This is a genomic window from Pseudomonas sp. 382, from assembly GCF_002759075.1.
Lineage (GTDB): Bacteria > Pseudomonadota > Gammaproteobacteria > Pseudomonadales > Pseudomonadaceae > Aquipseudomonas > Aquipseudomonas vlassakiae.
The window spans coordinates 62189-86768 of record NZ_PEMX01000021.1 but is presented as its reverse complement, the minus strand read 5'-3'; the positions used below and the strand labels follow the sequence as shown (position 1 = coordinate 86768).

General features: G+C 62.5%; 23 protein-coding genes. 11 read left to right on the top strand and 12 right to left on the bottom strand.

All coding sequences use genetic code 11. The annotated features are described in order from the left end of the window. The 3 genes from CQW31_RS30970 to queD form a co-directional block, all read left to right on the top strand. On the top strand, positions 1–183 hold a 183-nt coding region (locus tag CQW31_RS30970; protein ID WP_143524243.1), incomplete at its 5' end, for a hypothetical protein. A gap of 23 nt (positions 184–206) precedes the next feature. Next, positions 207–419 carry an AlpA family transcriptional regulator gene (locus CQW31_RS21220; protein WP_054883587.1) on the top strand — a complete coding sequence of 71 codons (213 nt, stop codon included), beginning with the start codon at positions 207–209 and terminating at the stop codon, positions 417–419. A gap of 63 nt (positions 420–482) precedes the next feature. Continuing rightward, positions 483–839, top strand: coding sequence for a 6-carboxytetrahydropterin synthase QueD (queD, locus tag CQW31_RS21215; RefSeq protein WP_099815324.1), 357 nt, complete (start codon positions 483–485; stop codon positions 837–839). A 1-nt stretch (position 840) separates the two neighbouring features. On the opposite strand, the gene CQW31_RS21210 is transcribed toward queD, so the two are convergent. Then, complete coding sequence (locus CQW31_RS21210; RefSeq protein ID WP_054883585.1) at positions 841–1464, bottom strand: hypothetical protein; 624 nt, start codon at positions 1462–1464, stop codon at positions 841–843. Between the two features lie 71 nt (positions 1465–1535). Then, a complete protein-coding gene (locus CQW31_RS21205) occupies positions 1536–2003 on the bottom strand; it encodes a DUF1289 domain-containing protein (RefSeq protein WP_099815325.1) in 468 nt (155 codons plus the stop codon). A gap of 404 nt (positions 2004–2407) precedes the next feature. On the opposite strand from CQW31_RS21205, the gene acnB reads away from it, so the two are divergent. Next, on the top strand, positions 2408–5017 hold the full coding sequence (gene acnB, locus CQW31_RS21200) for a bifunctional aconitate hydratase 2/2-methylisocitrate dehydratase (protein WP_054883583.1): 2610 nt from the start codon (positions 2408–2410) through the stop codon (positions 5015–5017). A 176-nt stretch (positions 5018–5193) separates the two neighbouring features. Here acnB and prpD read toward each other — a convergent pair whose 3' ends face one another. From prpD to CQW31_RS21165, 6 genes are all read right to left on the bottom strand, one after another. Continuing rightward, positions 5194–6678 (bottom strand): 2-methylcitrate dehydratase, encoded by a 1485-nt coding sequence (gene prpD, locus CQW31_RS21190; RefSeq protein ID WP_099815323.1) that lies wholly within the window; start codon positions 6676–6678, stop codon positions 5194–5196. 170 nt (positions 6679–6848) lie between these two features. Beyond that, positions 6849–8039, bottom strand: a complete 1191-nt coding sequence (gene prpF, locus CQW31_RS21185; RefSeq protein ID WP_099815322.1) for a 2-methylaconitate cis-trans isomerase PrpF — start codon at positions 8037–8039, stop codon at positions 6849–6851. Between the two features lie 13 nt (positions 8040–8052). Next, entirely contained in the window at positions 8053–10641 is a 2589-nt protein-coding gene (acnD, locus tag CQW31_RS21180) for a Fe/S-dependent 2-methylisocitrate dehydratase AcnD (RefSeq protein ID WP_099815321.1), read from the bottom strand. 164 nt (positions 10642–10805) lie between these two features. Further along, positions 10806–11933: a 2-methylcitrate synthase gene (gene prpC, locus CQW31_RS21175; RefSeq protein ID WP_054883579.1), complete on the bottom strand. Its 1128-nt coding sequence runs from the start codon at positions 11931–11933 to the stop codon at positions 10806–10808. A gap of 61 nt (positions 11934–11994) precedes the next feature. Then, positions 11995–12885: a methylisocitrate lyase gene (gene prpB, locus CQW31_RS21170; RefSeq protein WP_054883578.1), complete on the bottom strand. Its 891-nt coding sequence runs from the start codon at positions 12883–12885 to the stop codon at positions 11995–11997. Continuing rightward, complete coding sequence (locus CQW31_RS21165; RefSeq protein WP_054883577.1) at positions 12882–13598, bottom strand: GntR family transcriptional regulator; 717 nt, start codon at positions 13596–13598, stop codon at positions 12882–12884. The genes prpB and CQW31_RS21165 overlap by 4 nt, the downstream gene beginning before the upstream one ends. 299 nt (positions 13599–13897) lie before the next feature. On the opposite strand from CQW31_RS21165, the gene CQW31_RS21160 reads away from it, so the two are divergent. The 5 genes from CQW31_RS21160 (at position 13898) to CQW31_RS21135 (ending at position 19347) form a co-directional block, all read left to right on the top strand. Beyond that, positions 13898–14434: an ATP-dependent zinc protease gene (locus CQW31_RS21160; protein ID WP_054883576.1), complete on the top strand. Its 537-nt coding sequence runs from the start codon at positions 13898–13900 to the stop codon at positions 14432–14434. Between the two features lie 5 nt (positions 14435–14439). Next, positions 14440–15975, top strand: a complete 1536-nt coding sequence (locus CQW31_RS21155) for an inactive transglutaminase family protein (protein WP_054883575.1) — start codon at positions 14440–14442, stop codon at positions 15973–15975. Continuing rightward, entirely contained in the window at positions 15975–16955 is a 981-nt protein-coding gene (locus CQW31_RS21150; protein WP_054883574.1) for an alpha-L-glutamate ligase-like protein, read from the top strand. The genes CQW31_RS21155 and CQW31_RS21150 overlap by 1 nt, the downstream gene beginning before the upstream one ends. 224 nt (positions 16956–17179) lie before the next feature. Next, positions 17180–18523, top strand: a complete 1344-nt coding sequence (gene pabB / locus CQW31_RS21140) for an aminodeoxychorismate synthase component I (RefSeq protein WP_099815320.1) — start codon at positions 17180–17182, stop codon at positions 18521–18523. Between the two features lie 89 nt (positions 18524–18612). Beyond that, positions 18613–19347: a phosphoadenylyl-sulfate reductase gene (locus CQW31_RS21135; protein ID WP_054883572.1), complete on the top strand. Its 735-nt coding sequence runs from the start codon at positions 18613–18615 to the stop codon at positions 19345–19347. Positions 19348–19401: 54 nt separating this feature from the next. Here the strand turns inward: CQW31_RS21135 and cysB are convergent, their stop codons facing one another. From cysB to CQW31_RS21120, 3 genes are all read right to left on the bottom strand, one after another. Continuing rightward, a complete protein-coding gene (gene cysB, locus CQW31_RS21130) occupies positions 19402–20376 on the bottom strand; it encodes an HTH-type transcriptional regulator CysB (protein ID WP_027593928.1) in 975 nt (324 codons plus the stop codon). 129 nt (positions 20377–20505) lie between these two features. Beyond that, positions 20506–21003 carry a universal stress protein gene (locus CQW31_RS21125; RefSeq protein WP_054883571.1) on the bottom strand — a complete coding sequence of 166 codons (498 nt, stop codon included), beginning with the start codon at positions 21001–21003 and terminating at the stop codon, positions 20506–20508. Positions 21004–21106: 103 nt separating this feature from the next. Then, on the bottom strand, positions 21107–22054 hold the full coding sequence (locus CQW31_RS21120; protein ID WP_099815319.1) for a putative 2-dehydropantoate 2-reductase: 948 nt from the start codon (positions 22052–22054) through the stop codon (positions 21107–21109). A gap of 200 nt (positions 22055–22254) precedes the next feature. Here CQW31_RS21120 and CQW31_RS21115 point away from each other — a divergent pair, with 200 nt between their 5' ends. Further along, positions 22255–23331, top strand: coding sequence for a 3-deoxy-7-phosphoheptulonate synthase (locus CQW31_RS21115; RefSeq protein WP_054883569.1), 1077 nt, complete (start codon positions 22255–22257; stop codon positions 23329–23331). Between the two features lie 64 nt (positions 23332–23395). Here CQW31_RS21115 and CQW31_RS21110 read toward each other — a convergent pair whose 3' ends face one another. Further along, positions 23396–23677 carry a GNAT family N-acetyltransferase gene (locus CQW31_RS21110; protein ID WP_008095521.1) on the bottom strand — a complete coding sequence of 94 codons (282 nt, stop codon included), beginning with the start codon at positions 23675–23677 and terminating at the stop codon, positions 23396–23398. A 520-nt stretch (positions 23678–24197) separates the two neighbouring features. Between CQW31_RS21110 and oprI the strand changes: the two genes are divergently transcribed. Beyond that, on the top strand, positions 24198–24449 hold the full coding sequence (gene oprI, locus CQW31_RS21105; protein ID WP_003259780.1) for an outer membrane lipoprotei OprI: 252 nt from the start codon (positions 24198–24200) through the stop codon (positions 24447–24449). The last annotated feature ends 131 nt before the right edge of the window (positions 24450–24580 follow it).

The following is a 24580-nucleotide window of genomic DNA, read 5'->3' as shown; positions in this document are numbered from 1 at the left end:
CCATCCATGAACCTGATCGACTGCTACGTCACGAAGATCCTCGGCGAGCCGTACCGCAAGTTCGGCGCCTGTTGGGTCGATGCCGAATACGAGGCCTATGGCCGGATCAGCAAAACCCAGCTCATGTCCCGCACCGAGGAAGCCGCCCGGGCGGCGAAGGTCGGGCACCATTTCTTGGCCTGACCCTCTATATAAAGGAGACACCCATGCGACACGCAGAAAACATTGACCGCTTCCTGCGCCTCGACGAGGTGCTGCACGTGACCGGGATCGGGCGGAACACCGTCTATCGCAGAATCCGTGAGGGCACCTTTCCAAAACAGGTTAAGATAGGCCCCAATTCAGTCGCCTGGCGCCAGTCGGACATCACCCAGTGGATGACCTCTTTCGAGCCCAGCAACGACCAATCAGTACATTGAGCAGTACATTGAAATACCAATTTCCGCTCAAACCCTTACCCCACCAGCTATACAGGTCCACCAGTGGAAATCTTCAAGGAATTTACATTCGAGTCAGCCCACCGCCTGCCCCACGTTCCTGAAGGGCACAAGTGCGGCCGCCTGCACGGCCACTCGTTCAAGGTCGGCCTGCACCTGACCGGCCCGCTCGACCCGCACACCGGCTGGATTCGTGACTTCGCCGAGGTCAAGGCGATCTTCAAGCCGATCTACGAGCAGTTGGACCACAACTACCTGAACGACATCCCAGGCCTCGAAAACCCGACCAGCGAAGTGATCGCCAAGTGGATCTGGGAGCAAGTCAAACCGCTGATGCCAGAGCTGTCCAAAGTGCGCATCCACGAAACCTGCACCAGCGGCTGCGAATACTGCGGCGACTGACTCAGGGCGACCAGGGGTAGCGGCGCACCTCTACCGTGACCCTGCCCCCGCCCACGGCCCCCGAGGACAGGTAAGGGCGCTTGGCCTGGAACCTTCGGGTGACCCGATTGCCAGCGCTGTCGAGCATGCGCAGGTTGGCGAAACGCCCGCCGACTTTCAGTGCCCGGGGATCCAGGCCTTCGAACTGCCACAGGCCGCCCCCCGTGTACTTGACCCACTCTGGAGGGTCGCTCCAGGTGGCGTACATCCCCAAGTAGCCGACCGGGTCTGCCTCCAGGACCCACGGCAGCAAAGCCGGGTTGGCGCGCAGGTCGCGGTCGTTTTGCAACGGGCGCAGCTGATAGTAGCGCTTGCCCGCGTCCTGGTAGGCACCGAACCAGAACAACTGATGAATCGCTACCGCATGCCTGGCCGGGCGCTCCGACCAGGGCTCGAGCGAGCCGGCACGGCTCTCGGTGCGAAGGTAACCATCTTCGCCATCCCCGCTTTCGAATCGAACCCAGATGGGCTTGACCCTGGAAACGGCTGTTGGCCATTCGGCCGGCGAGATGTGCTGGTCGTCGAGTTGCCAGTAAAGCCTGCCGATGAAAGAGTGCGCGGGCTCGAATGCGTAGTACAGGGACATGCTCGGTCCTCTTGCCTGAACGTGGAGCGTCAGGCTAGGGGCAGGCACTCACGGCATGCAGCGAGAAGCCGTTACCCCAGCGTATCCCTGAGAAAGGCAGGCGCGATGTAGCGTTGGTAATGCGCCTCGGACAACAGGAAGAATTCACGGTCGATTGCATCGCGCAGCTGTGGCAGCTCCCAGTCGCGAAACTCCGGCAGCAGCACCATCCCGTATGCCTCCAGCTCGCGGATCATCCGCGCCCCGCGGGCGATCAGCTGATAGGCCCAGCAGTATTCGGACTGTTGCTCGACGAAGCGGATCGAGCGCTGCTGCAGCTGCTGGCGCAGCAGGCCTTTGTCGAACACTTCCAGCTTGGCCATCATCACCTGCACCAGCAGTTGCTCCAGGCGCAGCCAGACGGCGCGCTTCTGTTCGTCGTCGTAGCCGTTCCAGTTGATCACTTCATGGTGGAAACGCTTGCAGCCACGGCAAACCGTGTCTCCGTAGACAGTGGAACAGAGGCCGACACACGGGGTCTTGATGGACTGGTTGGACATTGAAAACAACGGCTTGGCGGTGGAATACGGGGTCATGTTAGCCCTTTGTCTAACCAGGGTCACCCGTTAAAGTCGTGATCGCTGCCTTACCTTCGGGCTTTTTTTGCCGTAGAATCACCCCGCCTTTTCAAGGCAACAATGTCCGTTGGAAGCTGTTTTCAAAGCGTCACGAGCACAGTTCATCCGGTAGAACGGCGTTGGCCCGGGCCATGCACCCCTCGCATGCCCGAGCCAGCCCTCATCAGCTCCCGTTCTGCAGGCGTAAAACTTTGAAAGCAGCTTCTGTAAGGATTCTCTGCGACTCTGGCTGGGCGGCCCACAAAGCCGTGGCAGCGCATGGGTGCATTGAATGCTGGATGAGCGTCCCGGACTCCCTTTAGGGACCACTGATGAGGGTAATAACTGTGCTTGAAGCCTACCGCAAACACATCGAAGAGCGTGCCGCCCTGGGTATCGTGCCCCAGCCGCTGAACGCCGAACAAACTGCAGGCCTGGTCGAGCTGCTGAAAAACCCGCCGGCCGGCGAAGAAGCCTTCCTCGTAGACCTGATCACCAACCGCGTTCCGCCAGGGGTCGACGAAGCTGCCTACGTCAAGGCCGCTTTCCTCTCAGCCGTGGCCAAGGGCGAAGCCAAATCGCCACTGATCGACCGCAAGCACGCTGCTGAACTGCTGGGCACCATGCAGGGCGGCTACAACATCGAAACGCTGGTCGCGCTGCTCGACGACGCCGAACTGGGCGCCGTCGCGGCCGAACAGCTCAAGCACACCCTGCTGATGTTCGATGCCTTCCACGACGTGGCCGAAAAAGCCAAGGCCGGCAACGTTCACGCCAAAGCAGTACTGGAATCCTGGGCTGCCGGCGAGTGGTTCACCTCGCGTCCGGCCATCGCCGACAAGTACACCCTGACCGTGTTCAAGGTGCCTGGCGAAACCAACACCGACGACCTGTCCCCTGCCCCGGACGCCTGGTCGCGCCCTGACATCCCGCTGCACGCCCTGGCCATGCTGAAAATGGCCCGTGATGGCATCGAACCGCAACAGCCTGGTTCGGTTGGCCCGCTGGCACAGATCGAAGCGGTCAAGGCCAAGGGCTTCCCGGTTGCCTACGTCGGTGACGTGGTCGGTACCGGTTCTTCGCGTAAATCCGCCACCAACTCGGTGCTGTGGTTCTTCGGCGACGACATCCCGTACGTGCCGAACAAGCGCGCCGGTGGCTTCTGCTTCGGCACCAAGATCGCCCCGATCTTCTACAACACCATGGAAGACGCCGGCGCCCTGCCGATCGAATTCGACTGCACCAACCTGGCCATGGGCGACGTCATCGACGTCTACCCGTTCAAAGGTGAAGTGCGCCGTCACGGCAGCGACGAGCTGGTCACCGAGTTCGCGCTGAAAACCGAAGTACTGCTGGATGAAGTCCGCGCTGGCGGCCGTATCCCGCTGATCGTTGGCCGTGGCCTGACCGAAAAAGCCCGTGCCGAACTGGGCCTGGGCCCTTCCGACCTGTTCAAGAAGCCAGAGCAGCCTGCCGACACCGGCAAAGGCTTCACCCTGGCGCAGAAGATGGTTGGCCGCGCCTGTGGTCTGCCGGAAGGCCAGGGCGTGCGCCCGGGTGCCTACTGCGAGCCGAAGATGACCACCGTCGGTTCCCAGGACACCACTGGCCCGATGACTCGCGACGAACTGAAAGACCTGGCGTGCCTGGGCTTCTCCGCTGACCTGGTGATGCAGTCGTTCTGCCACACCGCAGCCTATCCGAAGCCGATCGACGTAAACACCCACCACACCCTGCCAGACTTCATCCGCACCCGTGGCGGCGTGTCGCTGCGCCCAGGCGACGGCATCATCCACAGCTGGCTGAACCGCATGCTGATGCCTGACACCGTAGGTACCGGTGGTGACTCGCACACCCGCTTCCCGATCGGCATCTCGTTCCCGGCCGGTTCCGGCCTGGTGGCCTTCGCCGCCGCCACCGGCGTCATGCCGCTGGACATGCCAGAATCGATCCTGGTGCGCTTCAAGGGCAAACTGCAACCTGGCATCACCCTGCGTGACCTGGTTCATGCCATCCCTTACTACGCGATCCAGAAGGGCCTGCTGACCGTCGAGAAGAAAGGCAAGAAGAACGCCTTCTCCGGCCGCATCCTGGAAATCGAAGGCCTGGACGACCTGACCGTCGAGCAAGCCTTCGAGCTGTCCGACGCCTCGGCCGAGCGTTCCGCCGCGGGCTGCACCATCAAGCTGCCGGAAAAGGCCATCGCCGAATACCTGCAGTCCAACATCACCCTGCTGCGCTGGATGATCGGCGAAGGCTACGGCGATGCCCGCACCCTGGAGCGTCGTGCCCAGGCCATGGAAGCCTGGCTGGCCAAGCCTGAACTGCTGTCGGCCGACGCCGATGCCGAATACGCCGAAATCATCGAAATCGACCTGGCCGACGTCAAGGAGCCTGTGCTCTGCGCGCCGAACGACCCGGACGATGCCCGCCTGCTGTCCTCGGTACAAGGCGAGAAGATCGACGAAGTGTTCATCGGTTCGTGCATGACCAACATCGGTCACTTCCGCGCTGCCGGCAAGCTGCTGGACAAGGTCAAGGGCGGTATCCCGACCCGTCTGTGGCTGGCCCCGCCAACCAAGATGGACGCCCATCAGCTGACCGAAGAAGGCTACTACGGCATCTACGGCAAGGCTGGCGCTCGCATGGAAATGCCAGGCTGCTCGCTGTGCATGGGTAACCAGGCACGTGTGCAAACCGGTTCGACCGTGGTTTCCACCTCGACCCGTAACTTCCCGAACCGTCTGGGCGACGCCACCAACGTGTACCTGGCCTCGGCCGAGCTCGCCGCGGTCGCATCGATCCTCGGCAAGCTGCCGACCGTCGAAGAGTACATGCAGTACGCCAAAGACATCGACAGCATGGCTGCCGACGTCTACCGCTACCTGAGCTTCGACCAGATCGCCGAGTTCCGTGAAGCGGCTGCCAACGCCAAGATCCCTGTGGTTCAGGCGTAAGCATCGGTTGTAGGCTGTAAGACAAAGCCCCGGCAGAAATGCCGGGGCTTTTTTTTGTCACCTGTGCCGGCCCCTTCGCGGGTAAACCCGCTCCCACAGGAGCCCCACAGTCTTCAAGACCTGTAGAGAACCCTGTGGGAGCGGCTTTAGCCGCGAAGAGGCCGTCACAGGCCACATCAAATCACGAACAAATCCACAAACCTGTGCACCGCCATCTGCTCCAGCAGTTGCTGGTCCTTGCACAGTTCGAAAATCTGCTGACACCGCTGCCGCACAAAGCGCGTCGCCAGGTTGCTTCTGAACTTGGCCTCCAGCAGCGGTATCCCCTCCTCGCGCCGCCGCCGATGCCCGATCGGGTACTCCACCAGCACCTGCTCGGTACAGCTGCCATCCTTGAAGAACACCTGCACGGCATTGGCGATCGAGCGCTTGTCCGCCTCCAGGTACTCGCGACTGAAGCGCGGGTCTTCAACCACTTCCATCTTCTCGCGCAGACGATCGATGCTCGGGTGGTTGGCATGAAAGGCATCTTCATAATGCTCGGCCACCAGGTGGCCGAAGATCAGCGGTACCGCCACCATGTATTGCAGGCAATGGTCACGGTCAGCGGCATTGGCCAACGAGCCGCTCTTGGAAATGATACGGATCGCCGATTCCTGGGTGGTAATGACAATGCGGTCGATCTCATGCAGGCGGTTACGCACCAGAGGATGCAGGGTGACCGCCGCCTCACAGGCGGTCTGGGCGTGGAATTCGGCCGGGAAGCTGACCTTGAACAGCACATTCTCCATCACGTAACTGGCCAGGGGTTGCGGCAGGCGCAGCTCATACTGGCCGGAGGGCTTCACCGCCAGGTCCTTGTTGGTGTGGCTGAACGAGACGTCATGAAACCCCCACTGCGGCGCAGTCAGCACGCCCGGCACGCCCATCTCGCCACGCAGCGCGATATCGGCCAGGCGCACGCCGCGGCTGGAAGCGTCACCGGCCGCCCAGGACTTGCGCGAGCCAGCATTGGGGGCATGGCGATAGGTGCGCAGCGCCTGGCCATCGACGAAGGCATGGGACAAGGCCGATAGCATCTGCTCGCGGTTGGCGCCCATCAGCCGGGCGCACACGGCGGTGGAGGCTACCTTGACCAGAATCACGTGATCCAGGCCGACGCGGTTGAATGAGTTTTCCAGCGCCAGCACGCCTTGGATCTCGTGGGCCATGACCATCGCTTGCAGCACCTCACGCATCAGCAACGGCGCCTCACCCGCGGCCACGCGCTTCTGTGAAAGGTGATCGGCAACGGCGAGGATGCCGCCAAGGTTGTCCGAAGGGTGCGCCCACTCGGCAGCCAGCCAGGTGTCGTTGTAGTCCAGCCAGCGCACGGTGCAGCCGATGTCCCAGGCGGCCTTGACCGGGTCGAGGCGATAGGCGGTACCCGGTACGCGCGCACCATTGGGCACCACGGTGCCTTCCACCAGCGGGCCGAGGAGCTTGGTGCACTCGGGGAAGCGCAAGGCCAGCAGGCCGCAGCCGAGGGTATCCATCAGGCAGTTGCGTGCGGTGTCCAGGGCTTCAGGGGATTCGACGCGGTAGCCGAGGGCGTAGTCGGCGAGGGTTTGCAGCACCCGGTCGTAGTCCGGGCGGTCGTTCAGGTCCACGTTGGCGCTCATAGCCAGCTCCCTTCAGAATTGCCGGGGCTGCGTTGCAGCCCTTCGCGGGCTTGCCCGCTCCAACAGGGATCACACTGAACTTGAAAGTCGTGCAATACCTGTAGGAGCGGGCGTGCCCGCGAAGGGCCGCAAAGCGGCCCCATCAACTAAAGCCGAGCGCCAGTGGTGCGTTAGAAGCTATCGCCAGGCACGCGAACCCAGCCCTCCATCAGCACGCGAGCACTGCGGCTCATGATTGCCTTGGTCACCGTCCACTGGCCATCCACCTGGCGCGCCTCGGCCCCGACCCGCAAGGTGCCGGACGGATGACCGAAACGCACGGCACTGCGCTCACCCCCGCCCGCAGCGAGGTTGACCAATGTGCCCGGAATGGCCGCGGCGGTGCCGATGGCCACGGCTGCGGTGCCCATCATCGCGTGGTGCAGCTTGCCCATCGACAGCGCACGCACCAGCAGGTCGATGTCACCGGCCGCAACCGCCTTGCCACTGGACGCAGTGTAGGTGCTCGGCGGCGCAACGAAAGCCACCTTCGGCGTGTGCTGACGCCCGGCAGCCTGGTCGACATGCTCGATCAGGCCCATGCGCACGGCTGCGTAGGCACGAATGGACTCGAAGCGCTGCAGCGCCTGGGGGTCGCCATTGATCGCATCCTGCAACTCGGTACCGGTGTAACCGATGTCGGCGGCATTGACGAACACGGTCGGGATGCCAGCGTTGATCAAGGTCGCCTTGAAGATGCCCACCCCCGGCACTTCCAGGTCGTCCACCAGGTTGCCCGTAGGGAACATTGCCCCACCGTCGCCATCCTCGTCGGCGGCCGGATCGAGGAACTCCAATTGCACTTCAGCGGCCGGGAAGGTCACGCCGTCGAGTTCGAAGTCGCCTGTTTCCTGCACTTCACCTTCGGTGATCGGCACATGGGCGATGATGGTCTTGCCGATGTTGGCCTGCCAGATGCGCACAGTGGCGATGCCATTGCGGGGAATGCGCGCCGGCTCGACCAGGCCGTTGCTGATGGCGAACGAGCCGACCGCCGCAGACAGGTTGCCGCAGTTGCCGCTCCAGTCGACGAAAGCCTTGTCGATGGCGACCTGGCCGAACAGGTAGTCGACATCGTGCCCGGGCTTGATGCTCTTCGACAGGATGACCGTCTTGCTGGTGCTCGAGGTGGCGCCGCCCATGCCGTCGATCTGTTTGGCGTAAGGGTCGGGGCTGCCGATTACCCGCAACAGCAAGGCATCGCGCGCCGGGCCTGGGACCTGAGCAGGCTCTGGCAGGTCCTGCAGGCGGAAGAACACGCCCTTGCTGGTGCCGCCACGGATGTAGGTGGCGGGGATTTTCACTTGTGGTACATGTGCCATGTTCAAGTCCTGTTCAAGCGGTCGCTTCGAGGAAGTCCTGGGCAAAGCGCTGCAGCACTCCGCCCGCCTCATAGATCGACACTTCCTCGGCAGTGTCCAGGCGGCAGGTCACTGGCACTTCGACACGCTCGCCATTGCGTCGCGTCACCACCAGGGTCAGCGTCGCCCGTGGCTTGCGCTCGCCGAGCACGTCATAGGTCTCGCTGCCATCCAGGCCCAGGGTCTTGCGGTCGGTACCCGGCTTGAATTCCAGTGGCAAAACGCCCATGCCCACCAGGTTGGTGCGGTGAATGCGCTCGAAGCCCTCGGCGACGATCGCCTCGACACCGGCCAGGCGCACGCCCTTGGCCGCCCAGTCGCGGGACGAGCCCTGGCCATAGTCGCCACCGGCTACTATGATCAGCGGCTGCTTGCGCGCCATGTAGGTCTCGATGGCTTCCCACATGCGGGTCACCTTGCCTTCCGGCTCGATGCGCGCCAGCGAGCCTTGCTTCACGCTGCCGTCTTCGTTGCGCACCATTTCGTTGAACAGCTTGGGGTTGGCGAAGGTGGCGCGCTGGGCGGTCAGGTGGTCGCCGCGGTGGGTGGCATAGGAATTGAAGTCCTCTTCCGGCAGGCCCATCTTCGCCAGGTACTCACCGGCGGCACTGTCGAGGAGGATGGCGTTGGATGGCGACAGGTGGTCGGTGGTGATGTTGTCCGGCAGTACCGCCAGCGGGCGCATGCCGCGCAGGGTGCGCTCGCCAGCCAGGGCGCCTTCCCAGTACGGCGGGCGGCGGATATAGGTGCTCATCGGGCGCCAGTCGTAAAGTGGCGCGACTTTCGGCCCGCGCTCTTCTTCAATGGCGAACATCGGGATATAGACCTTGCGGAACTGCTCCGGCTTGACCGCCGCACGCACCACCGCGTCGATTTCCTCGTCGCTCGGCCAGATGTCCTTGAGGCGGATTTCCTTGCCGTCGACCACGCCCAGCACGTCCTTTTCGATGTCGAAACGGATGGTGCCGGCAATCGCATAGGCCACCACCAGCGGCGGCGAAGCAAGGAACGCCTGCTTGGCATACGGGTGGATGCGCCCATCGAAGTTGCGGTTGCCCGACAACACGGCGGTGGCGTACAGGTCCCGGTCGATGATTTCCTGCTGGATCACCGGGTCCAGTGCGCCGGACATGCCGTTGCAGGTGGTGCAGGCGAAGGCGACGATGCCGAAGCCCAGTTGCTCCAGTTCTTTCTCCAGCCCCGCTTCTTCCAGGTACAGCTGCACGGCCTTGGAGCCGGGTGCCAGCGACGACTTGACCCACGGCTTGCGGTTGAGGCCGAGCTTGTTGGCGTTGCGCGCCAGCAGGCCTGCGGCAATCACGTTGCGCGGGTTGCTGGTGTTGGTGCAGCTGGTGATGGCGGCGATGATCACTGCACCGTCAGGCATCTGCCCCGGCACTTCTTCCCAGGCACCGGCGATGCCCTTGGCCGCCAGGTCGCTGGTAGCGACGCGGGCGTGCGGGTTGGACGGGCCGGCCATGTTGCGCACCACGCTCGACAGGTCGAAGCTCAGGGTGCGTTCGTATTCGGCCTTGGCCAGGCTGTCGGCCCACAGGCCGGTGACCTTGGCGTAGGTTTCCACCAACTGCACCTGCTGGTCATCACGGCCGGTCAGCTTGAGGTAGTCGATGGTCTGCTGGTCGATGGCGAACATCGCAGCGGTGGCGCCGTACTCCGGGGCCATGTTGGAAATGGTCGCACGGTCGCCCAGGGTCAGGGCGCGTGCGCCTTCGCCATGGAACTCGAGGTAGGCGCCGACCACTTTCTGCTTGCGCAGGAACTCGGTAAGGGCCAATACCAGGTCGGTGGCGGTGATGTTCGGCGCCAGCTTGCCGGTCAGCTCGACGCCGATGATTTCCGGCAGGCGCATCCACGAGGCACGGCCAAGCATGACGTTTTCGGCTTCAAGGCCACCGACACCGATGGCGATAACGCCCAATGCATCGACATGCGGGGTATGGCTGTCGGTGCCGACGCAGGTGTCCGGGTAGGCCACGCCGCGGTCGCTATGGATCACCGGCGACATTTTCTCCAGGTTGATCTGGTGCATGATGCCGTTGCCGGGCTGGATCACGTCGACGTTCTTGAACGCCTTCTTGGTCCAGTTGATGAAATGGAAACGGTCTTCGTTACGACGGTCTTCGATGGCGCGGTTCTTCTCGAACGCCTGCGGATCGAAGCCACCGCACTCCACGGCCAGGGAGTGGTCGACGATCAGCTGCACCGGCACCACCGGGTTGACCTGGGCCGGGTCACCGCCCTTGTCGGCGATGGCATCGCGCAGGCCGGCCAGATCGACCAGGGCGGTCTGGCCGAGGATGTCATGGCACACCACGCGGGCCGGGAACCACGGGAAGTCGAGGTCGCGCTTGCGCTCGATCAACTGGCCCAGCGAGGCATCGAGAGTGGCCGGATCGCAGCGGCGCACCAGGTTTTCGGCCAGCACGCGGGAGGTATACGGCAGGCTGTCGTAGGCACCGGGCTTGATGGCCTCGACGGCAGCGCGGGCATCGAAGTAGTCCAGGGCTGTGCCTGGCAGGTTCTTGCGGTAGGCAGTGTTCATATCGTTATCAGGCTCGGTCACGGTATTCGGTAAGCAGGTCTGGCCCTTGGGGCGCTGCGCGCCCCTTTCGCGACACAAGGCCGCTCCTACAGGAACTGCGCCGCGCCTGTAGGAGCGGCCTTGTGTCGCGAAAGGGCTGCGCAGCAGCCCCGGCGATCTACGACTCAGCGCTGTTCGATCGGCACGAACTGGCGCTGTTCGACGCCGACATACTCGGCGCTCGGGCGGATGATGCGGTTGTTGGCGCGCTGTTCGAACACGTGCGCGGCCCAGCCGGTCAGGCGCGAGCAGACGAAGATCGGGGTGAACAGCTTGGTCGGAATGCCCATGAAGTGGTACGCCGAGGCATGGTAGAAGTCGGCGTTGGGGAACAGGCGCTTCTGCTCCCACATGGTCTTGTCGATGGCTTCGGAGACCGGGTACAGGACCTTGTCACCGACCTGGTCGGCCAGCTGCTTCGACCAGCCCTTGATCACCTCGTTGCGCGGGTCGGACTCTTTGTAGATCGCGTGGCCGAAGCCCATGATCTTGTCCTTGCGCTCAAGCATGCGCAGTAGCTCGGCGGTGGCCTCCTGCGGGCTCTGGAAGCGCTCGATCAGCTCCATCGCCGCTTCGTTGGCACCACCGTGCAGCGGGCCGCGCAGCGAGCCGATGGCGGCGGTGACGCAGGAGTACAGGTCGGACAGGGTCGACGCGCAAACCCGCGCAGTAAAGGTCGAGGCATTGAACTCATGCTCGGCGTAGAGGATCAGCGACACGTTCATCACCTTGACGTGCAGCTCGCTTGGCTTCTTGCCATGCAGCAGGTGCAGGAAGTGGCCGCCGAGGGTGTCTTCGTCGCTGGTGCAGTCGATGCGCACGCCGTGGTGGGTGAAGCGGTACCAGTAGCACATCACTGCCGGGAACAGCGCCAGCAGGCGGTCGGTCTTCTCGCGCTGGGCGTCGAAGGTCAGCTCCGGCTCCAGGGTACCGAGCACCGAGCAACCGGTGCGCATCACATCCATCGGATGGGCGTCGCGAGGGATGCGTTCGAGCACCTCTTTCAGCGCCTGTGGCAGGTCACGCAGGCCCTTGAGCTTGCGTTTGTAGTCGGCCAGCTCCGCCTTGCTCGGCAGCTCGCCATACAGCAGCAGATAGGCGACTTCCTCGAATTCGGCACCGGCGGCCAGGTCACGGACGTCGTAGCCACGGTAGGTCAGGCCGGCGCCGGCCTGGCCCACGGTCGACAGAGCAGTCTGGCCGGCCACCTGGCCGCGCAGGCCAGCGCCACTGAGTACTTTTGCTTCGGCCATGGTGTTTCTCCTTTCTTGAACTTGTTATGGAAGCGATCTGGCTGATTCGAGAGCGGTGCGCTCAACCTTTCTTCTGGGCAAACAGCGCGTCGAGGCTCTGCTCGAAGGCGTGGTAGCCAATGGCATCGTAGAGCTCCATGCGGGTCTGCATGGTGTCGATCACGTTTTTCTGGGTACCGTCGCGGCGGAGCGCGGTATAGACGTTTTCAGCCGCCTTGTTCATGGCCCGGAACGCCGACAGCGGGTACAGCACCAGCGACACGTCGACCGAGGCCAGTTCTTCGGTGGTGTACAGCGGTGTAGCGCCAAACTCGGTGATGTTGGCCAGGATCGGTGCCTGCACGCGGTCGGCGAAGGTCTTGTACATCGACAGTTCGGTGATGGCTTCCGGGAAGATCATGTCGGCGCCGGCCTCGATGCAGGCAGCAGCCCGGTCCAGGGCAGCGTTCAGACCTTCCACCGCCAGGGCGTCGGTGCGCGCCATGATCACGAAGCTGTCATCGGTGCGGGCATCCACTGCCGCCTTGATGCGATCGACCATCTCCTGCTGGCTGACGATTTCTTTGTTCGGGCGGTGGCCGCAGCGTTTGGCGCCAACCTGGTCCTCGATGTGGATGGCCGCAGCGCCGAACTTGCACATCGAACGCACGGTGCGGGCGACGTTGAAGGCCGAAGCGCCGAAACCGGTGTCGACATCCACCAGCAAGGGCACGTCGCAGACATCGGTGATGCGGCGCACATCGGTCAGCACATCATCCAGGCCACTGATGCCCAGGTCAGGCAGGCCCAGGGAGCCGGCAGCAACGCCGCCACCGGACAGGTAGATGGCTTTGAAACCGGCACGCTTGGCCAGCAGTGCATGGTTGGCGTTGATCGCGCCGACCACTTGCAGCGGGTGTTCGGCGGCAACGGCGTCGCGGAAACGCTGACCGGGGGTGCTGTTCACAGTCATTTCTCACCTCGTGGGCTGTTGTTGTTGGCGTCCAGATAGTGACGCTCGATGTTGCGCTTGGACGCGCCGATATGGCGGCGCATCAGGAGTTCGGCCAGTTCGCCGTCACGGTCGGCAATGGCATCGAGAATGCGGTGGTGTTCGGCAAAGGCCTGGCGCGGCCGGTTGGGCGTGGCGGAAAACTGGATGCGGTACATGCGCACCAGTTGATACAGCTCGCCGCAGAGCATCTTGACCAAGGTCTGGTTGCCGCTGCCCTGGATGATGCGGTAATGGAAGTCGTAGTCGCCTTCCTGCTGGTAGTAGCCAAGCCCGGCCTGGAACGCGGCATCGCGCTCATGGGTATCGAGCACCCGGCGCAGCTCGTCGATGTCGGCCTGGCTCATGCGCTCGGCGGCAAGGCGGCAGGCCATGCCTTCCAGCGACTCGCGGATTTCGTACAGCTCGATCAGTTCGGCGTGGTTGAGCGAAACCACCCGCGCGCCGACGTGCGGTACCCGCACCAGCAGGCGCTGCCCCTCCAGCCGATGGATGGCCTCGCGCAGCGGGCCGCGGCTGATGCCATAGGTACGTGCCAGCTCTGGCTCGGAGATCTTGCTGCCGGGGGCAATGTCGCCCTTGACGATCGCCGCCTGGATACGCCGAAAGACATTCTCGGACAAGGTTTCCGTTTCGTCTGCCTCGGCAGGGCTTGGGGTGGTGATGTCCAGCATATTGTCGACACCTTGCTAAGCGCTTGAGCAGAAACTAGCGAATCAGTGGCTCACAGTCAAAGACAAAATCAACATTGTCGACAATCGTCTAAGAACGAACTTACCCAGTGATGGCGTTGTCAGATCGCTTCACGCTGGCGTCAAGACGTCGGCGTGATAGAATGCCGCGCCTCCAAGGGGGTATCGATAGTGTATTTGTCATCAATTCATGTTGTTGACAGATGAACGAGGAAGCTTGTGCAGCCGTTGCCAGTCACCTTTACCCCGAACCCTGCACAGCTCAGCACCGCGCCAGGACTATGAGACTTACACCCGTATTATTGCTGTTATGCCTCACCCTGCTGCCGGCCCTTGGCCAGGCGGCGGGCAAGACCGTGTACGGTCTGAACGAATACGCCCGGCTTGGCGACCTCGACCTGGAAGTGGCCGCCAAGCTCGACACCGGAGCCAAGACCGCGTCGCTCAGTGCCCGTGACATCAAACGCTTCAAGCGCAACGGCGAAAGCTGGGTGCGCTTCTACCTGGCCATCGACGCCGCTCATTCGCACCCCATCGAGCGCCCTCTGGCCCGCGTGAGCAAGATCAAACGCCGCGCCGGCGACTATGATGCGGAATCCGGCAAGGCCTATACCGCCCGCCCGGTCATCGAACTTGAAATCTGCATGGGCCAGGCCCGGCGCACCATCGAAGTCAACCTCACCGACCGCAGCGCCTTCCAGTTCCCGCTGCTGATCGGCTCCGAGGCGCTCAAGCACTTCGACGCGCTGGTCGACCCAAGCCTTAAATACGCGGCCGGCAAACCTGCCTGTGCCACCGACGCTACCAAAGCAGAGTAATCCCGATGCGCTCTCTTACCCTCCATCTGAAAGTCCTGATCACCGTGCTGGTGTTGCTCGGCGTGGCGGTCACGGCCTATCAGATCTTCGTGCTCGGCATCCCGGTGACCGAAGACGAGACCGACGACCTGTGGAACATCGACGCCAAGGTCGAGTTCGTCGCCAGCTCCAAGGACCCGGTCAAGATCCAGATGTTCGTACCGCCGCTGAACCGCGACTATGTCAGCCTCAACGAGAGCTTCATCTCCAACAACTATGGGGTGAGCGTCAACCGCGCCGACGGCAACCGCAAGGTGACCTGGTCAGCGCGCCGTGTCAGCGGCAACCAGACCCTGTACTACCGGCTGGTGCTGACCAAGCGCTACAGCAACGAAAAGACCGCCATCAAAGGCCCGACCTTCCGTGACAGCCTGGCCATCGAAGGCCCGGAGAAAATCGCCGCCGAAGCCCTGATGGCCCCTATCCGCCAGCACTCGGCCGACGTCGAGACCTTTGTCAGCGAGACCATCAAACGGGTCAACAACCTCAACGACGACAACGTCAAGCTGCTGCTGGCCGGTGATACCTCGCCGATGAAGAAGGCCCAGGTCATCGACCTGCTGCTGTCGATCGCCCATGTGCCGATGGAAAAGGTCCACACCATCCGGCTGGTTGCCGACACGCCCCAGACCCCGGAGCTGTGGTTGCGCAGCTTCAATGGCAACGACTGGCTGTACTTCAACCCGGACACCGGCGAACAGGGCCTGCCGGCCGATCGCCTGCTGTGGTGGACCGGGGATGACAACCTGATTACCGTCGATGGCGGCAAGAAAGCCAACGTCACCTTCAGCATGAACAACAGCGAGATGAACGCCATCCGCCTGGCCAAGCTGACTGACGAGAACACCGACGCCGACTTCCTCGAATACTCGCTGTACGGCTTGCCGCTGCAGACCCAGCAGACCTTCATGATCATGGTCATGATCCCGATCGGCGTGCTGGTGATCCTGATCCTGCGCAACCTGATCGGCATCCAGACGCTGGGTACCTTTACCCCGGTGCTGATCGCCCTGGCCTTCCGCGAGACCCAGCTGGGCTTCGGCATCATGCTGTTCACGGTGATCACCGCCCTGGGCCTGTCGCTACGTTCGTACCTGGAACACCTGAAGCTGCAGATGCTGCCGCGCCTGTCGGTGGTGCTGACCTTTGTCGTGGTATTGATCGCCGCCATCAGCCTGTTCAGCCACAAGCTGGGCCTGGAGCGCGGCCTGTCGGTGGCGCTGTTCCCGATGGTGATCCTGACCATGACCATCGAGCGCCTGTCGATCACCTGGGAAGAACGCGGCGGTGGCCATGCCATGAAAGTGGCGATCGGAACCCTGTTCGCCGCCTCCCTGGCGCACTTGCTGATGATGGTGCCGGAGCTGGTGTACTTCGTCTTCACCTTCCCGGCCGTACTGTTGATCCTGGTGGGCTTCATGCTGGCGATGGGTCGCTACCGCGGCTACCGGCTGACCGAGCTGGTGCGTTTCAAGGCATTCCTGAAGAAGGCTGACGCCTGATGTTTGGCCTGATCAAGACATGGAAAGCCCTGGAGGCCCGGGGCATCATGGGGATCAACCGGCGCAACGCGGACTACGTGCTGAAGTACAACAAGCGGCACTTGTACCCGATCGTCGACGACAAGATCATCACCAAGGAGCGTGCGCTCGCTGCCGGCATCCATGTGCCGGAGATGTACGGCATCATCGAGACCGAGAAGCAGATCGAAAAGCTTCACGAGATCATCGGCGGGCGCAACGACTTCGTCATCAAGCCAGCGCAAGGCGCTGGTGGTGACGGCATCCTGGTGATCGCCGACCGCTTCGAGGACCGCTACCGCACGGTGTCGGGCAAGATCATCAGCCACGAGGAAATCGAGCACCAGGTGTCGAGCATCCTCACCGGGCTGTACTCGCTTGGCGGCCACCGAGACCGGGCGCTGATCGAGTATCGGGTGACCCCCGACCAGATCTTCAAGAGCATCAGCTACGAGGGTGTGCCGGACATCCGCATCATCGTGCTGATGGGCTACCCGGTGATGGCCATGCTGCGACTGCCGACTCGTCAGTCCGGTGGCAAGGCCAACCTGCACCAGGGCGCCATCGGCGTGGGTGTCGACCTGGCTACCGGCGTGACCCTGCGCGGCACCTGGCTGAACAACATCATCAGCAAGCACCCGGACACCACCAACGCGGTGGACGGCGTACAGCTGCCGAACTGGGACGGCTTCATGAAACTGGCCGCCGGCTGTTATGAGCTGTGCGGGCTGGGCTATATCGGCGTGGACATGGTGCTGGACCAGGACAAGGGGCCGCTGATTCTCGAACTCAACGCCCGCCCCGGCCTGAACATCCAGATCGCCAACGATACCGGGCTGACTCAGCGCACCCATGCCATCGAAGCGCACATCGAAGCGCTGGCCAAGGACGGGATTACCGAAGACGCCGAGCAACGTGTGCGGGTGACCCAGAATCTGTTCGGGCACGTGCATCCGCGTTAACCTTCAAGGGCCTTATCGCCGGCAAACCGGCTCTCACAGGCAAAGCACTGCTCCCAAGGCCTTCGCTGTGCCTGTGGGAGCGGGTTTACCCGCGAACACCGGCGAAGCCGGTGCCATACACCGCGCCGCTTTCTTCGCGGGTAAACCCGCCCCCACAGGGCTAGGCGCATTTCCTGCACAGGTCTACAATCGCCCTCCTCGCTTTTACATCGCCGTCCACACTGATGCCGACCTGTACGCTTCACCCCCTGCCCTATCAGCCCGACCCCGCTGCCTATTTCGCCCGCCTGCGCCAGGCCCCCGGCGCGATCCTGCTCGACAGCGCCCGCCCCGGTGCCGAACGCGGCCGCTTCGACCTGCTCAGCGCCTGGCCCGTGCAACACCTGCAGGCCCAGCCCGACGAGGATGGCCGCGCCTTCCTCGAACGCCTGCGTGCCAGCCTGGCACAACTGGGTGAAGCACAGCTGCCCGCCGGCATCGAACTGCCCTTCGGCGGCGGCCTGATCGGCTACCTGAGCTATGACTTCGGCCGCCGCCTGGAGCAGCTGCCCTGCCTTGCGAGCGACGACCTGGCGTTGCCCGAGGCACAACTGGGCCTGTACGCCTGGGCACTGCTGACCGACCACCAGCTTGGCACCAGCCAACTGGTGTTCCACCCGAGCCTGGCGCCTGAAGAGCGGGCTCGCCTGACGGCACTGTTCGAGGCTGTCGACACTTCGATGTGCGGCGATTTCCAACTGCTTGCCCCAATGCGGGGCGACTTGCAGCCCGAACAGTACCAGGCCGCCTTCGACCAGGTGCAGCGCTACATCCAGGCAGGCGACTGCTACCAGATCAACCTCACCCAGCGCTTCCGCGCCCCTTGCCAGGGTGACCCGTGGCAAGCCTACCAGGCCCTGCGCAAAGCCTGCCCGACGCCATTTTCCGGTTACCAACAACTGGCTGATGGCAGTGCCCTGCTGAGCTTCTCCCCGGAACGCTTCATCCGCGTCAGCCAAGGCCAGGTGGAAACCCGCCCGATCAAGGGCACCCGCCCGCGCTCGGCCGACCCCGCCGAGGACGCCAGCAATGCCGAGGAGCTGCGCCACAGCGCCAAGGACCGTTCGGAAAACCTGATGATCGTCGACTTGCTGCGCAACGACCTGGGCCGCACGTGCGAAATCGGCTCGGTGAAGGTGCCGGAGCTGTTCAGCCTGGAAAGCTACCCCAACGTTCATCACCTGGTCAGTAGCGTCACCGGCCGGCTGGCCCGCGACAAGGACGCCCTGGACCTGATCGGCGACAGCTTCCCGGGTGGTTCGATCACCGGCGCACCGAAAATCCGCGCCATGCAGATCATCGACGAGCTGGAACCGACACGCCGCGCACTGTACTGCGGCTCGCTGCTGTACATGGACGTGCGCGGCGAGATGGACAGCTCCATCGCCATTCGCAGCTTGCTGGTCAAGGATGGCCAGGTCAGTTGCTGGGGCGGCGGCGCAGTGGTAGCCGACTCGAACTGGCAGGCCGAATACGAGGAATCGATTGCCAAGGTGCGGGTACTGATGGAAACGCTGCAGAGCCTTTGAGGCTCTCGCCAGGCGTCTGCCCGGCCATTTTTTGTTACCATCACTCCATTACGAGCGCACAGCGCCACAGCCAAGATGGAAACCGCCTGATGAGCCAACCCTTCGACGTCGCCGCCCTGGCCGCGACCTATGCCAACAAGTCCCCGCAGGACATCCTCAAGCTCGCCTTCGAGCACTTTGGCGATGACCTGTGGATCTCCTTCAGCGGCGCCGAGGATGTGGTGCTGGTCGACATGGCCTGGAAGCTGAACAAGCAGGTCAAGGTGTTCAGCCTCGATACCGGCCGCCTGCATCCGGAGACCTACCGCTTCATCGACCAGGTGCGCGAGCATTACAACCTGCCGATCGAAATCCTCAGCCCGGATCGCGCCAGGCTCGACCCGTTCGTCAAGGAAAAAGGCCTGTTCAGCTTCTACAAGGATGGCCACGGCGAATGCTGTGGCATCCGCAAGATCGAACCGCTGCGGCGCAAACTTGCCACCGTCAGCGCCTGGGCCACCGGTCAGCGCCGTGACCAGAGCCCGGGTACCCGCAGCCAGGTGGCAGCACTGGAAATCGACGGCGCCTTCTCCACGCCTGAACGTCCCCTCTACAAGTTCAACCCACTGGCGCAGATGACCAGCGAGGAAGTGTGGGGTTACATCCGCATGCTTGAATTGCCGTACAACAGCCTGCATGAGCGCGGCTTCATCAGCATCGGTTGCGAGCCGTGCACGCGCCCGGTGCTGCCAAACCAGCACGAGCGCGAAGGCCGCTGGTGGTGGGAAGAGTCGACCCAGAAGGAATGCGGGCTGCATGCCGGCAACCTGATCAGCAAGGCCTGATTCACAGGTAAAGAAAAACCGGCCGTTGGGCCGGTTTTTTCATGCCTGATGCACTCAGTGCACCGGCAGTTCGACGCCTTCGAACAGCTCTTCGAGTTCCTGCTTGTTGTGGCACTGGATGGCCTTGGCCATCACTTCACGGGTCAGGTGCGGCGCGAACTTCTCGATGAAGTCGCACATGAAGCCGCGCAGGAAGGTGCCACGACGGAAGCCGATCTTAGTGATGCTGGCTTCGAACAGCTCGCTGGCATCCAATGCCACCAGGTCGCTGTCGAGCTTGGTGTCGACCGCCATTTTGGCCACGATGCCCACGCCCAGCCCAAGGCGCACATAAGTCTTGATCACGTCGGCGTCAGCCGCAGTGAACACCACCTTCGGCGTCAGGCCACGGTGATTGAAGGCTTCGTCCAGCTTCGAACGGCCGGTGAAACCGAATACATAGGTGACGATCGGGTATTCGGCAACCGCCTCCAGGGTCAGCTTCGGCAGCTTGGTCAGCGGGTGACCTTGCGGTACGACCACGCAACGGTTCCACTTGTAGCACGGCATCATGATCAGGTCGCCGAACAACTCCAGCGCCTCGGTGGCAATGGCGAAATCGACGGTGCCGTCGGCGGCCATTTCCGCGATCTGCATCGGTGAGCCCTGGTGCATGTGCAGGGCGACTTCCGGGTACTGCTTGATGAAGCTGCTGATCACCGGCGGCAGCGCATAGCGGGCCTGGGTGTGGGTGGTCGCGATGGACAGAGTGCCCTTCTTCTCGTTGGAGAATTCCTGGGCGATCTGCTTGATGCTCTCGACCTTGCGCAAGATCTCACCAGCGGTGTTGATGATGCGCTCACCGGCCGGTGTCACCCGGGTCAGGTGCTTGCCGCTGCGGGCAAAGACTTCAACACCCAGTTCGTCCTCGAGCAGGCGGATCTGCTTGCTGATGCCCGGCTGCGAGGTATACAGGCTCTGCGCCGTCGCGGAGACGTTGAGGTCATGGTGCGCCACTTCCCAGATGTAGCGCAGTTGTTGAAGCTTCATAGGTTTCCCTCGAATCAGCGGTAAGTCAGCGGCAGCAGGCAGCGACGAGATATAACTATATTAGTGGTTCTCGAAATAAAACTAGAACTATTTTGTTACACGCGCCTCCGAAACAGACTACAGCCAGCTTCACGATTTCCTACGCCCTAAGTGCTGCGAGAGCGGCACCATGTACACCGGCACCGGCGACAGTTGCAGCAGACGCACCGCCGTCCGCCCAATCGGCACATCCACCCCGGCACCGGCACTGTGGCTGCCGAAGATCAACAGGTCGACACTCAGCCGCTGCGCCTGGTCGAGGATGACCTGTGCCGGGTCACCCTGACGCACCCGCACTGCCCTGATCAGCGCCAAGTCAGCGTCCTCGCCCAATTCGTCACGAAAGTTCTCCAACACCCGCTGTTCGATATTGGCCATCACCGTGTTGACGCCTTCACTGTGCAATGCATCCAGCGTCTGCTCATCGAGGTAACTCTGCAGCAGCGACTCAGCGAACTGGCCCATGGGCTCCACCGCGTGAATCACATAGAGTTCTGCGTTGAAGGCCCGAGCCAGGGTCAGGGCGTGCTGCATGACAAAAGGCGCGTAGACACCGAGGTCGGTGGCGTACAGCATGGAGCGGATCATTCGACCTCCTCGACTGCCGTGACGGCAGAGCAAGCTTCAGCTTAGCAGTGCACCGGACCCGCGCTCTGCCGTCCGGCGCACTGCCGATGCGGCCTGCAGAGCATCAGCCAGCTCGGTTGGCGCGGTCGATGAAGGCCAGGGCCTGATACAACATTTGCATCCGCGGCAGACTGCAGCCGGCCGCCCCTGCACGGGCAATCGGCTCGGCATAGATCGCCTGCAGTTCCAGCGGGCGTTGCTGGGCATGGTCGTGGTACATGCTCGGCCAGTAATCAGGCATCTGCTCGGTCATGCGGAACAGTTGCTCAGCATAGCCCGCCGGCAGTTCATACCCGCACGCGGCAGCGCCTTGCACCACTTCAGCCATTAGCGCCTGGATCAGGTCGCGACTCTCGTCAGCGGCCATCAGCGGCGCGGTGCTGGCCCCCAACAAAACCGAAAGGCCGTTGTACGGCACGTTCCATACCAGTTTCTGCCAGCGCGCCTGAGCCAGGTTGGCCATCGGCTGGGATTCGACGCCCGCCGCGCGGAACAGCGCGGCGCCCGCCGCCACGATCGCCGCACCGCCATCTTCGGCCGGCCCACTGTGGTAACCGAGGTTGACCGCACCCAGCGCCTGGTGGCGGATCACCCCCGGGGCCTGGCGGTTGACGCAGATGAAACACAAGCCGCCGAGCAGGTGCAGGTTACCCGGCAAGGCCACCCTCAACTGCTCTTCCACGCCCAGGCCATTCTGCAACAGCACCACCTTGGCATCGGCTGTGGCGGCCTGGATGATCAGCGGTGCGAGCTCGACATTGCTGGTTGACTTGGCACCCACCAGCAGCCAGTCGCAGGGCGGCATGTCGGCAGCACTGGTGTAGGCGCTGACCGGCATCTGCACCACGCCATGCACGGCATGCTCCAGGGTCAAGCCCTGTTCGCGGACCACGTCATATTCGCTGCGCAGCAGAAAATGCACATCGAAACCAGCGCGCGCCAGCATCAGCCCATAGAAGCCACCGATAGCACCGCTGCCAATGATGCCGATGCGTGGTTTGCGAGAAGCCATGGAAATCTCCTGAGTAGGTTGGTTCGCTTTTTTACACCCATCTGGGCCTTTCGAGGACACACAAGTGTCAACACGTACCAAATCCCATTGTCGCGCCCCCTGTAACGCGCTAAGGTTCGGCTCCCCGCTGCGAACATTATTGCTGCTGGGCCGCACGGGGATTGCTGGCGGCCGGCACCCGTGACCTGACGAGTAACACGATGGCTGATTTACCGATCGACGACCTTAACGTTGCCTCCAACGAGACCTTGATCACCCCCGATCAGCTCAAGAAGGAGATCCCCCTCAGCGCCAAGGCCCTGCAGACTGTGACTGCCGGCCGCGAAGTTGTGCGCAATATCCTGGACGGCAAGGACCATCGCCTGTTCGTGGTAGTCGGCCCATGCTCCATCCATGACATCAAGGCCGCTCACGAATATGCCGAGCGCCTGAAGGTGCTGGCCGAGGAAGTGTCCGACACGCTGTACCTGGTCATGCGCGTGTACTTTGAAAAGCCACGCACCACCGTTGGCTGGAAAGGCCTGATCAACGATCCATACCTGGATGACTCGTTCAAGATCCAGGACGGCCTGCACATTGGCCGCCAGTTGCTGCTGGACTTGGCCGAAATGGGCCTGCCGACCGCTACCGAAGCGCTCGACCCGATCTCGCCGCAGTACCTGCAGGACCTGATCAGCTGGTCGGCCATCGGCGCCCGCACCACCGAATCGCAAACCCACCGCGAGATGGCCTCGGGCCTGTCATCGGCGGTCGGCTTCAAGAACGGCACCGATGGCGGTTTGACCGTGGCCATCAACGCTCTGCAGTCGGTGTCCAAACCGCACCGCTTCCTCGGTATCAACCAGGAAGGTGGCGTATCGATCGTGACCACCAAGGGCAACCCTTATGGCCACGTGGTGCTGCGTGGCGGCAATGGCAAGCCCAACTACGATTCGGTCAGTGTCGCCCTGTGCGAACAGGATCTGGCCAAGGCCAGGATCAAGGCCAATATCATGGTCGACTGCAGCCACGCCAACTCCAACAAGGACCCGGCCCTGCAGCCACTGGTCATGGAGAACGTCGCCAACCAGATCCTCGAAGGCAACCAGTCGATCATCGGCCTGATGGTCGAGAGCCACCTGAACTGGGGCTGCCAGTCGATCCCGAAAAACCTCGACGAACTGCAGTACGGTGTGTCGATCACCGATGCCTGCATCGACTGGTCGACTACTGAAAAAACCCTGCGCAGCATGCACGCCAAGCTCAAGGACGTGCTGCCACAACGCAAGCGCGGTTGAGTCAAGCGCGATGAAAAACGCCGGGCATTGCCCGGCGTTTTTGTAACAGCTGTCGCTTGCCCGTTCAGGCCTTGCTCGAATGGCGCTGCTGGCGCTCCATGTAGCGCTCCACATACGAGCAGGAAGGAATCACCGTGTAGCCCATCTGGTCTGCATACTCGAGGGCTTTCTCGGTCAACGCTGCTGCGATCCCGCGGCCACGCAGAGCGTTGGGAACAAAAGTGCGATAGATGTCCAGTGTCTGCTTGCCCAGGTCCATGTAGGTCAGGTAGGCACGATGACCGTCCACGTTGGTTTCGAACTGATGACCGGCCTGGTCATGGTGGATGGTCAGCGCTTCACTCATCACTACTCCTCGCAGGCCTTTCTGGCAGACCCTTACCTTAACCGTGTGGTTTATCCGGCGGAGGAACCTCAACGCCACCTCATGCCCCTTGGACCATCCGCCGACAGCAATTGTTCGACCGGGTCGGGCACTCACAAATAGTAGGCGCCGCAAGCGGGGTTGCTCAAGGTGGTCAGCGTTAAAAAGTAGCAGCAGGCCACGCCTGGAGCTTGCACACCCTGCAACAGCAATCACGCCCTGAACAGCAACCGGATGTTGTTGTGCTTAAGACGCTGAGAGACAGTTAAAGTCACCGCTAGTTCAGCAAAAAAGTTCCTGCAGCACAATCGCTTGCACCGGCTGTACGGTTTTTTCACAAAACCCCGGCAAATCTTGTCGGCGTGACCCATAGCAACATTTTTTTTGCAGTTCTTGCGCTCTGTCAGTTTACTTACTACAAGTAATGGGTACTATGTACGCCGGCCAGTTTCTCTTTTCCGAGAGATGGCTATTTAATAGAAAGTCCTTGAAGGGGAACACGATGAACAACGTTCTGAAATTCTCTGCTCTGGCTCTGGCCGCAGTTCTGGCTACCGGTTGCAGCAGCGTATCCAAAGAAACCGAAGCTCGTCTGACTGCGACTGAAGACGCAGCAGCTCGCGCTCAGGCTCGTGCTGACGAAGCCTACCGTAAGGCTGACGACGCACTGGCAGCCGCTCAGAAGGCTCAGCAGACTGCTGACGAAGCCAACGAGCGCGCTCTGCGTATGCTGGACAAAGCCAGCCGCAAGTAATAATCCTCACGGATTGTTATGGAGCCGACCCACTTGTGGGTCGGCTTTTTTATTGCCCGAAGGAAAGGCCTCCAGCGCAAACCAAAAGGCCCGCATCAGGCTGTAAACCCGAGCGGGCCCGAAGGTGTTAC

Bases quoted from the DNA above. Each gene is read 5' to 3' on its own strand.
- CQW31_RS21220 (WP_054883587.1), top strand. From the start codon at position 207: ATGCGACACGCAGAAAACATTGACCGCTTCCTGCGCCTCGACGAGGTG.
- CQW31_RS21210 (WP_054883585.1), bottom strand. From the start codon at position 1,464: ATGTCCCTGTACTACGCATTCGAGCCCGCGCACTCTTTCATCGGCAGG.
- CQW31_RS21205 (WP_099815325.1), bottom strand. From the start codon at position 2,003: ATGTCCAACCAGTCCATCAAGACCCCGTGTGTCGGCCTCTGTTCCACT.
- prpD (WP_099815323.1), bottom strand. From the start codon at position 6,678: ATGAGCGCCAACGTGGACCTGAACGACCGCCCGGACTACGACCGGGTG.
- prpF (WP_099815322.1), bottom strand. From the start codon at position 8,039: ATGGCACATGTACCACAAGTGAAAATCCCCGCCACCTACATCCGTGGC.
- acnD (WP_099815321.1), bottom strand. From the start codon at position 10,641: ATGAACACTGCCTACCGCAAGAACCTGCCAGGCACAGCCCTGGACTAC.
- prpC (WP_054883579.1), bottom strand. From the start codon at position 11,933: ATGGCCGAAGCAAAAGTACTCAGTGGCGCTGGCCTGCGCGGCCAGGTG.
- prpB (WP_054883578.1), bottom strand. From the start codon at position 12,885: ATGACTGTGAACAGCACCCCCGGTCAGCGTTTCCGCGACGCCGTTGCC.
- CQW31_RS21165 (WP_054883577.1), bottom strand. From the start codon at position 13,598: ATGCTGGACATCACCACCCCAAGCCCTGCCGAGGCAGACGAAACGGAA.
- CQW31_RS21160 (WP_054883576.1), top strand. From the start codon at position 13,898: ATGAGACTTACACCCGTATTATTGCTGTTATGCCTCACCCTGCTGCCG.
- CQW31_RS21155 (WP_054883575.1), top strand. From the start codon at position 14,440: ATGCGCTCTCTTACCCTCCATCTGAAAGTCCTGATCACCGTGCTGGTG.
- CQW31_RS21150 (WP_054883574.1), top strand. From the start codon at position 15,975: ATGTTTGGCCTGATCAAGACATGGAAAGCCCTGGAGGCCCGGGGCATC.
- pabB (WP_099815320.1), top strand. From the start codon at position 17,180: ATGCCGACCTGTACGCTTCACCCCCTGCCCTATCAGCCCGACCCCGCT.
- CQW31_RS21135 (WP_054883572.1), top strand. From the start codon at position 18,613: ATGAGCCAACCCTTCGACGTCGCCGCCCTGGCCGCGACCTATGCCAAC.
- cysB (WP_027593928.1), bottom strand. From the start codon at position 20,376: ATGAAGCTTCAACAACTGCGCTACATCTGGGAAGTGGCGCACCATGAC.
- CQW31_RS21125 (WP_054883571.1), bottom strand. From the start codon at position 21,003: ATGATCCGCTCCATGCTGTACGCCACCGACCTCGGTGTCTACGCGCCT.
- CQW31_RS21120 (WP_099815319.1), bottom strand. From the start codon at position 22,054: ATGGCTTCTCGCAAACCACGCATCGGCATCATTGGCAGCGGTGCTATC.
- CQW31_RS21115 (WP_054883569.1), top strand. From the start codon at position 22,255: ATGGCTGATTTACCGATCGACGACCTTAACGTTGCCTCCAACGAGACC.
- CQW31_RS21110 (WP_008095521.1), bottom strand. From the start codon at position 23,677: ATGAGTGAAGCGCTGACCATCCACCATGACCAGGCCGGTCATCAGTTC.
- oprI (WP_003259780.1), top strand. From the start codon at position 24,198: ATGAACAACGTTCTGAAATTCTCTGCTCTGGCTCTGGCCGCAGTTCTG.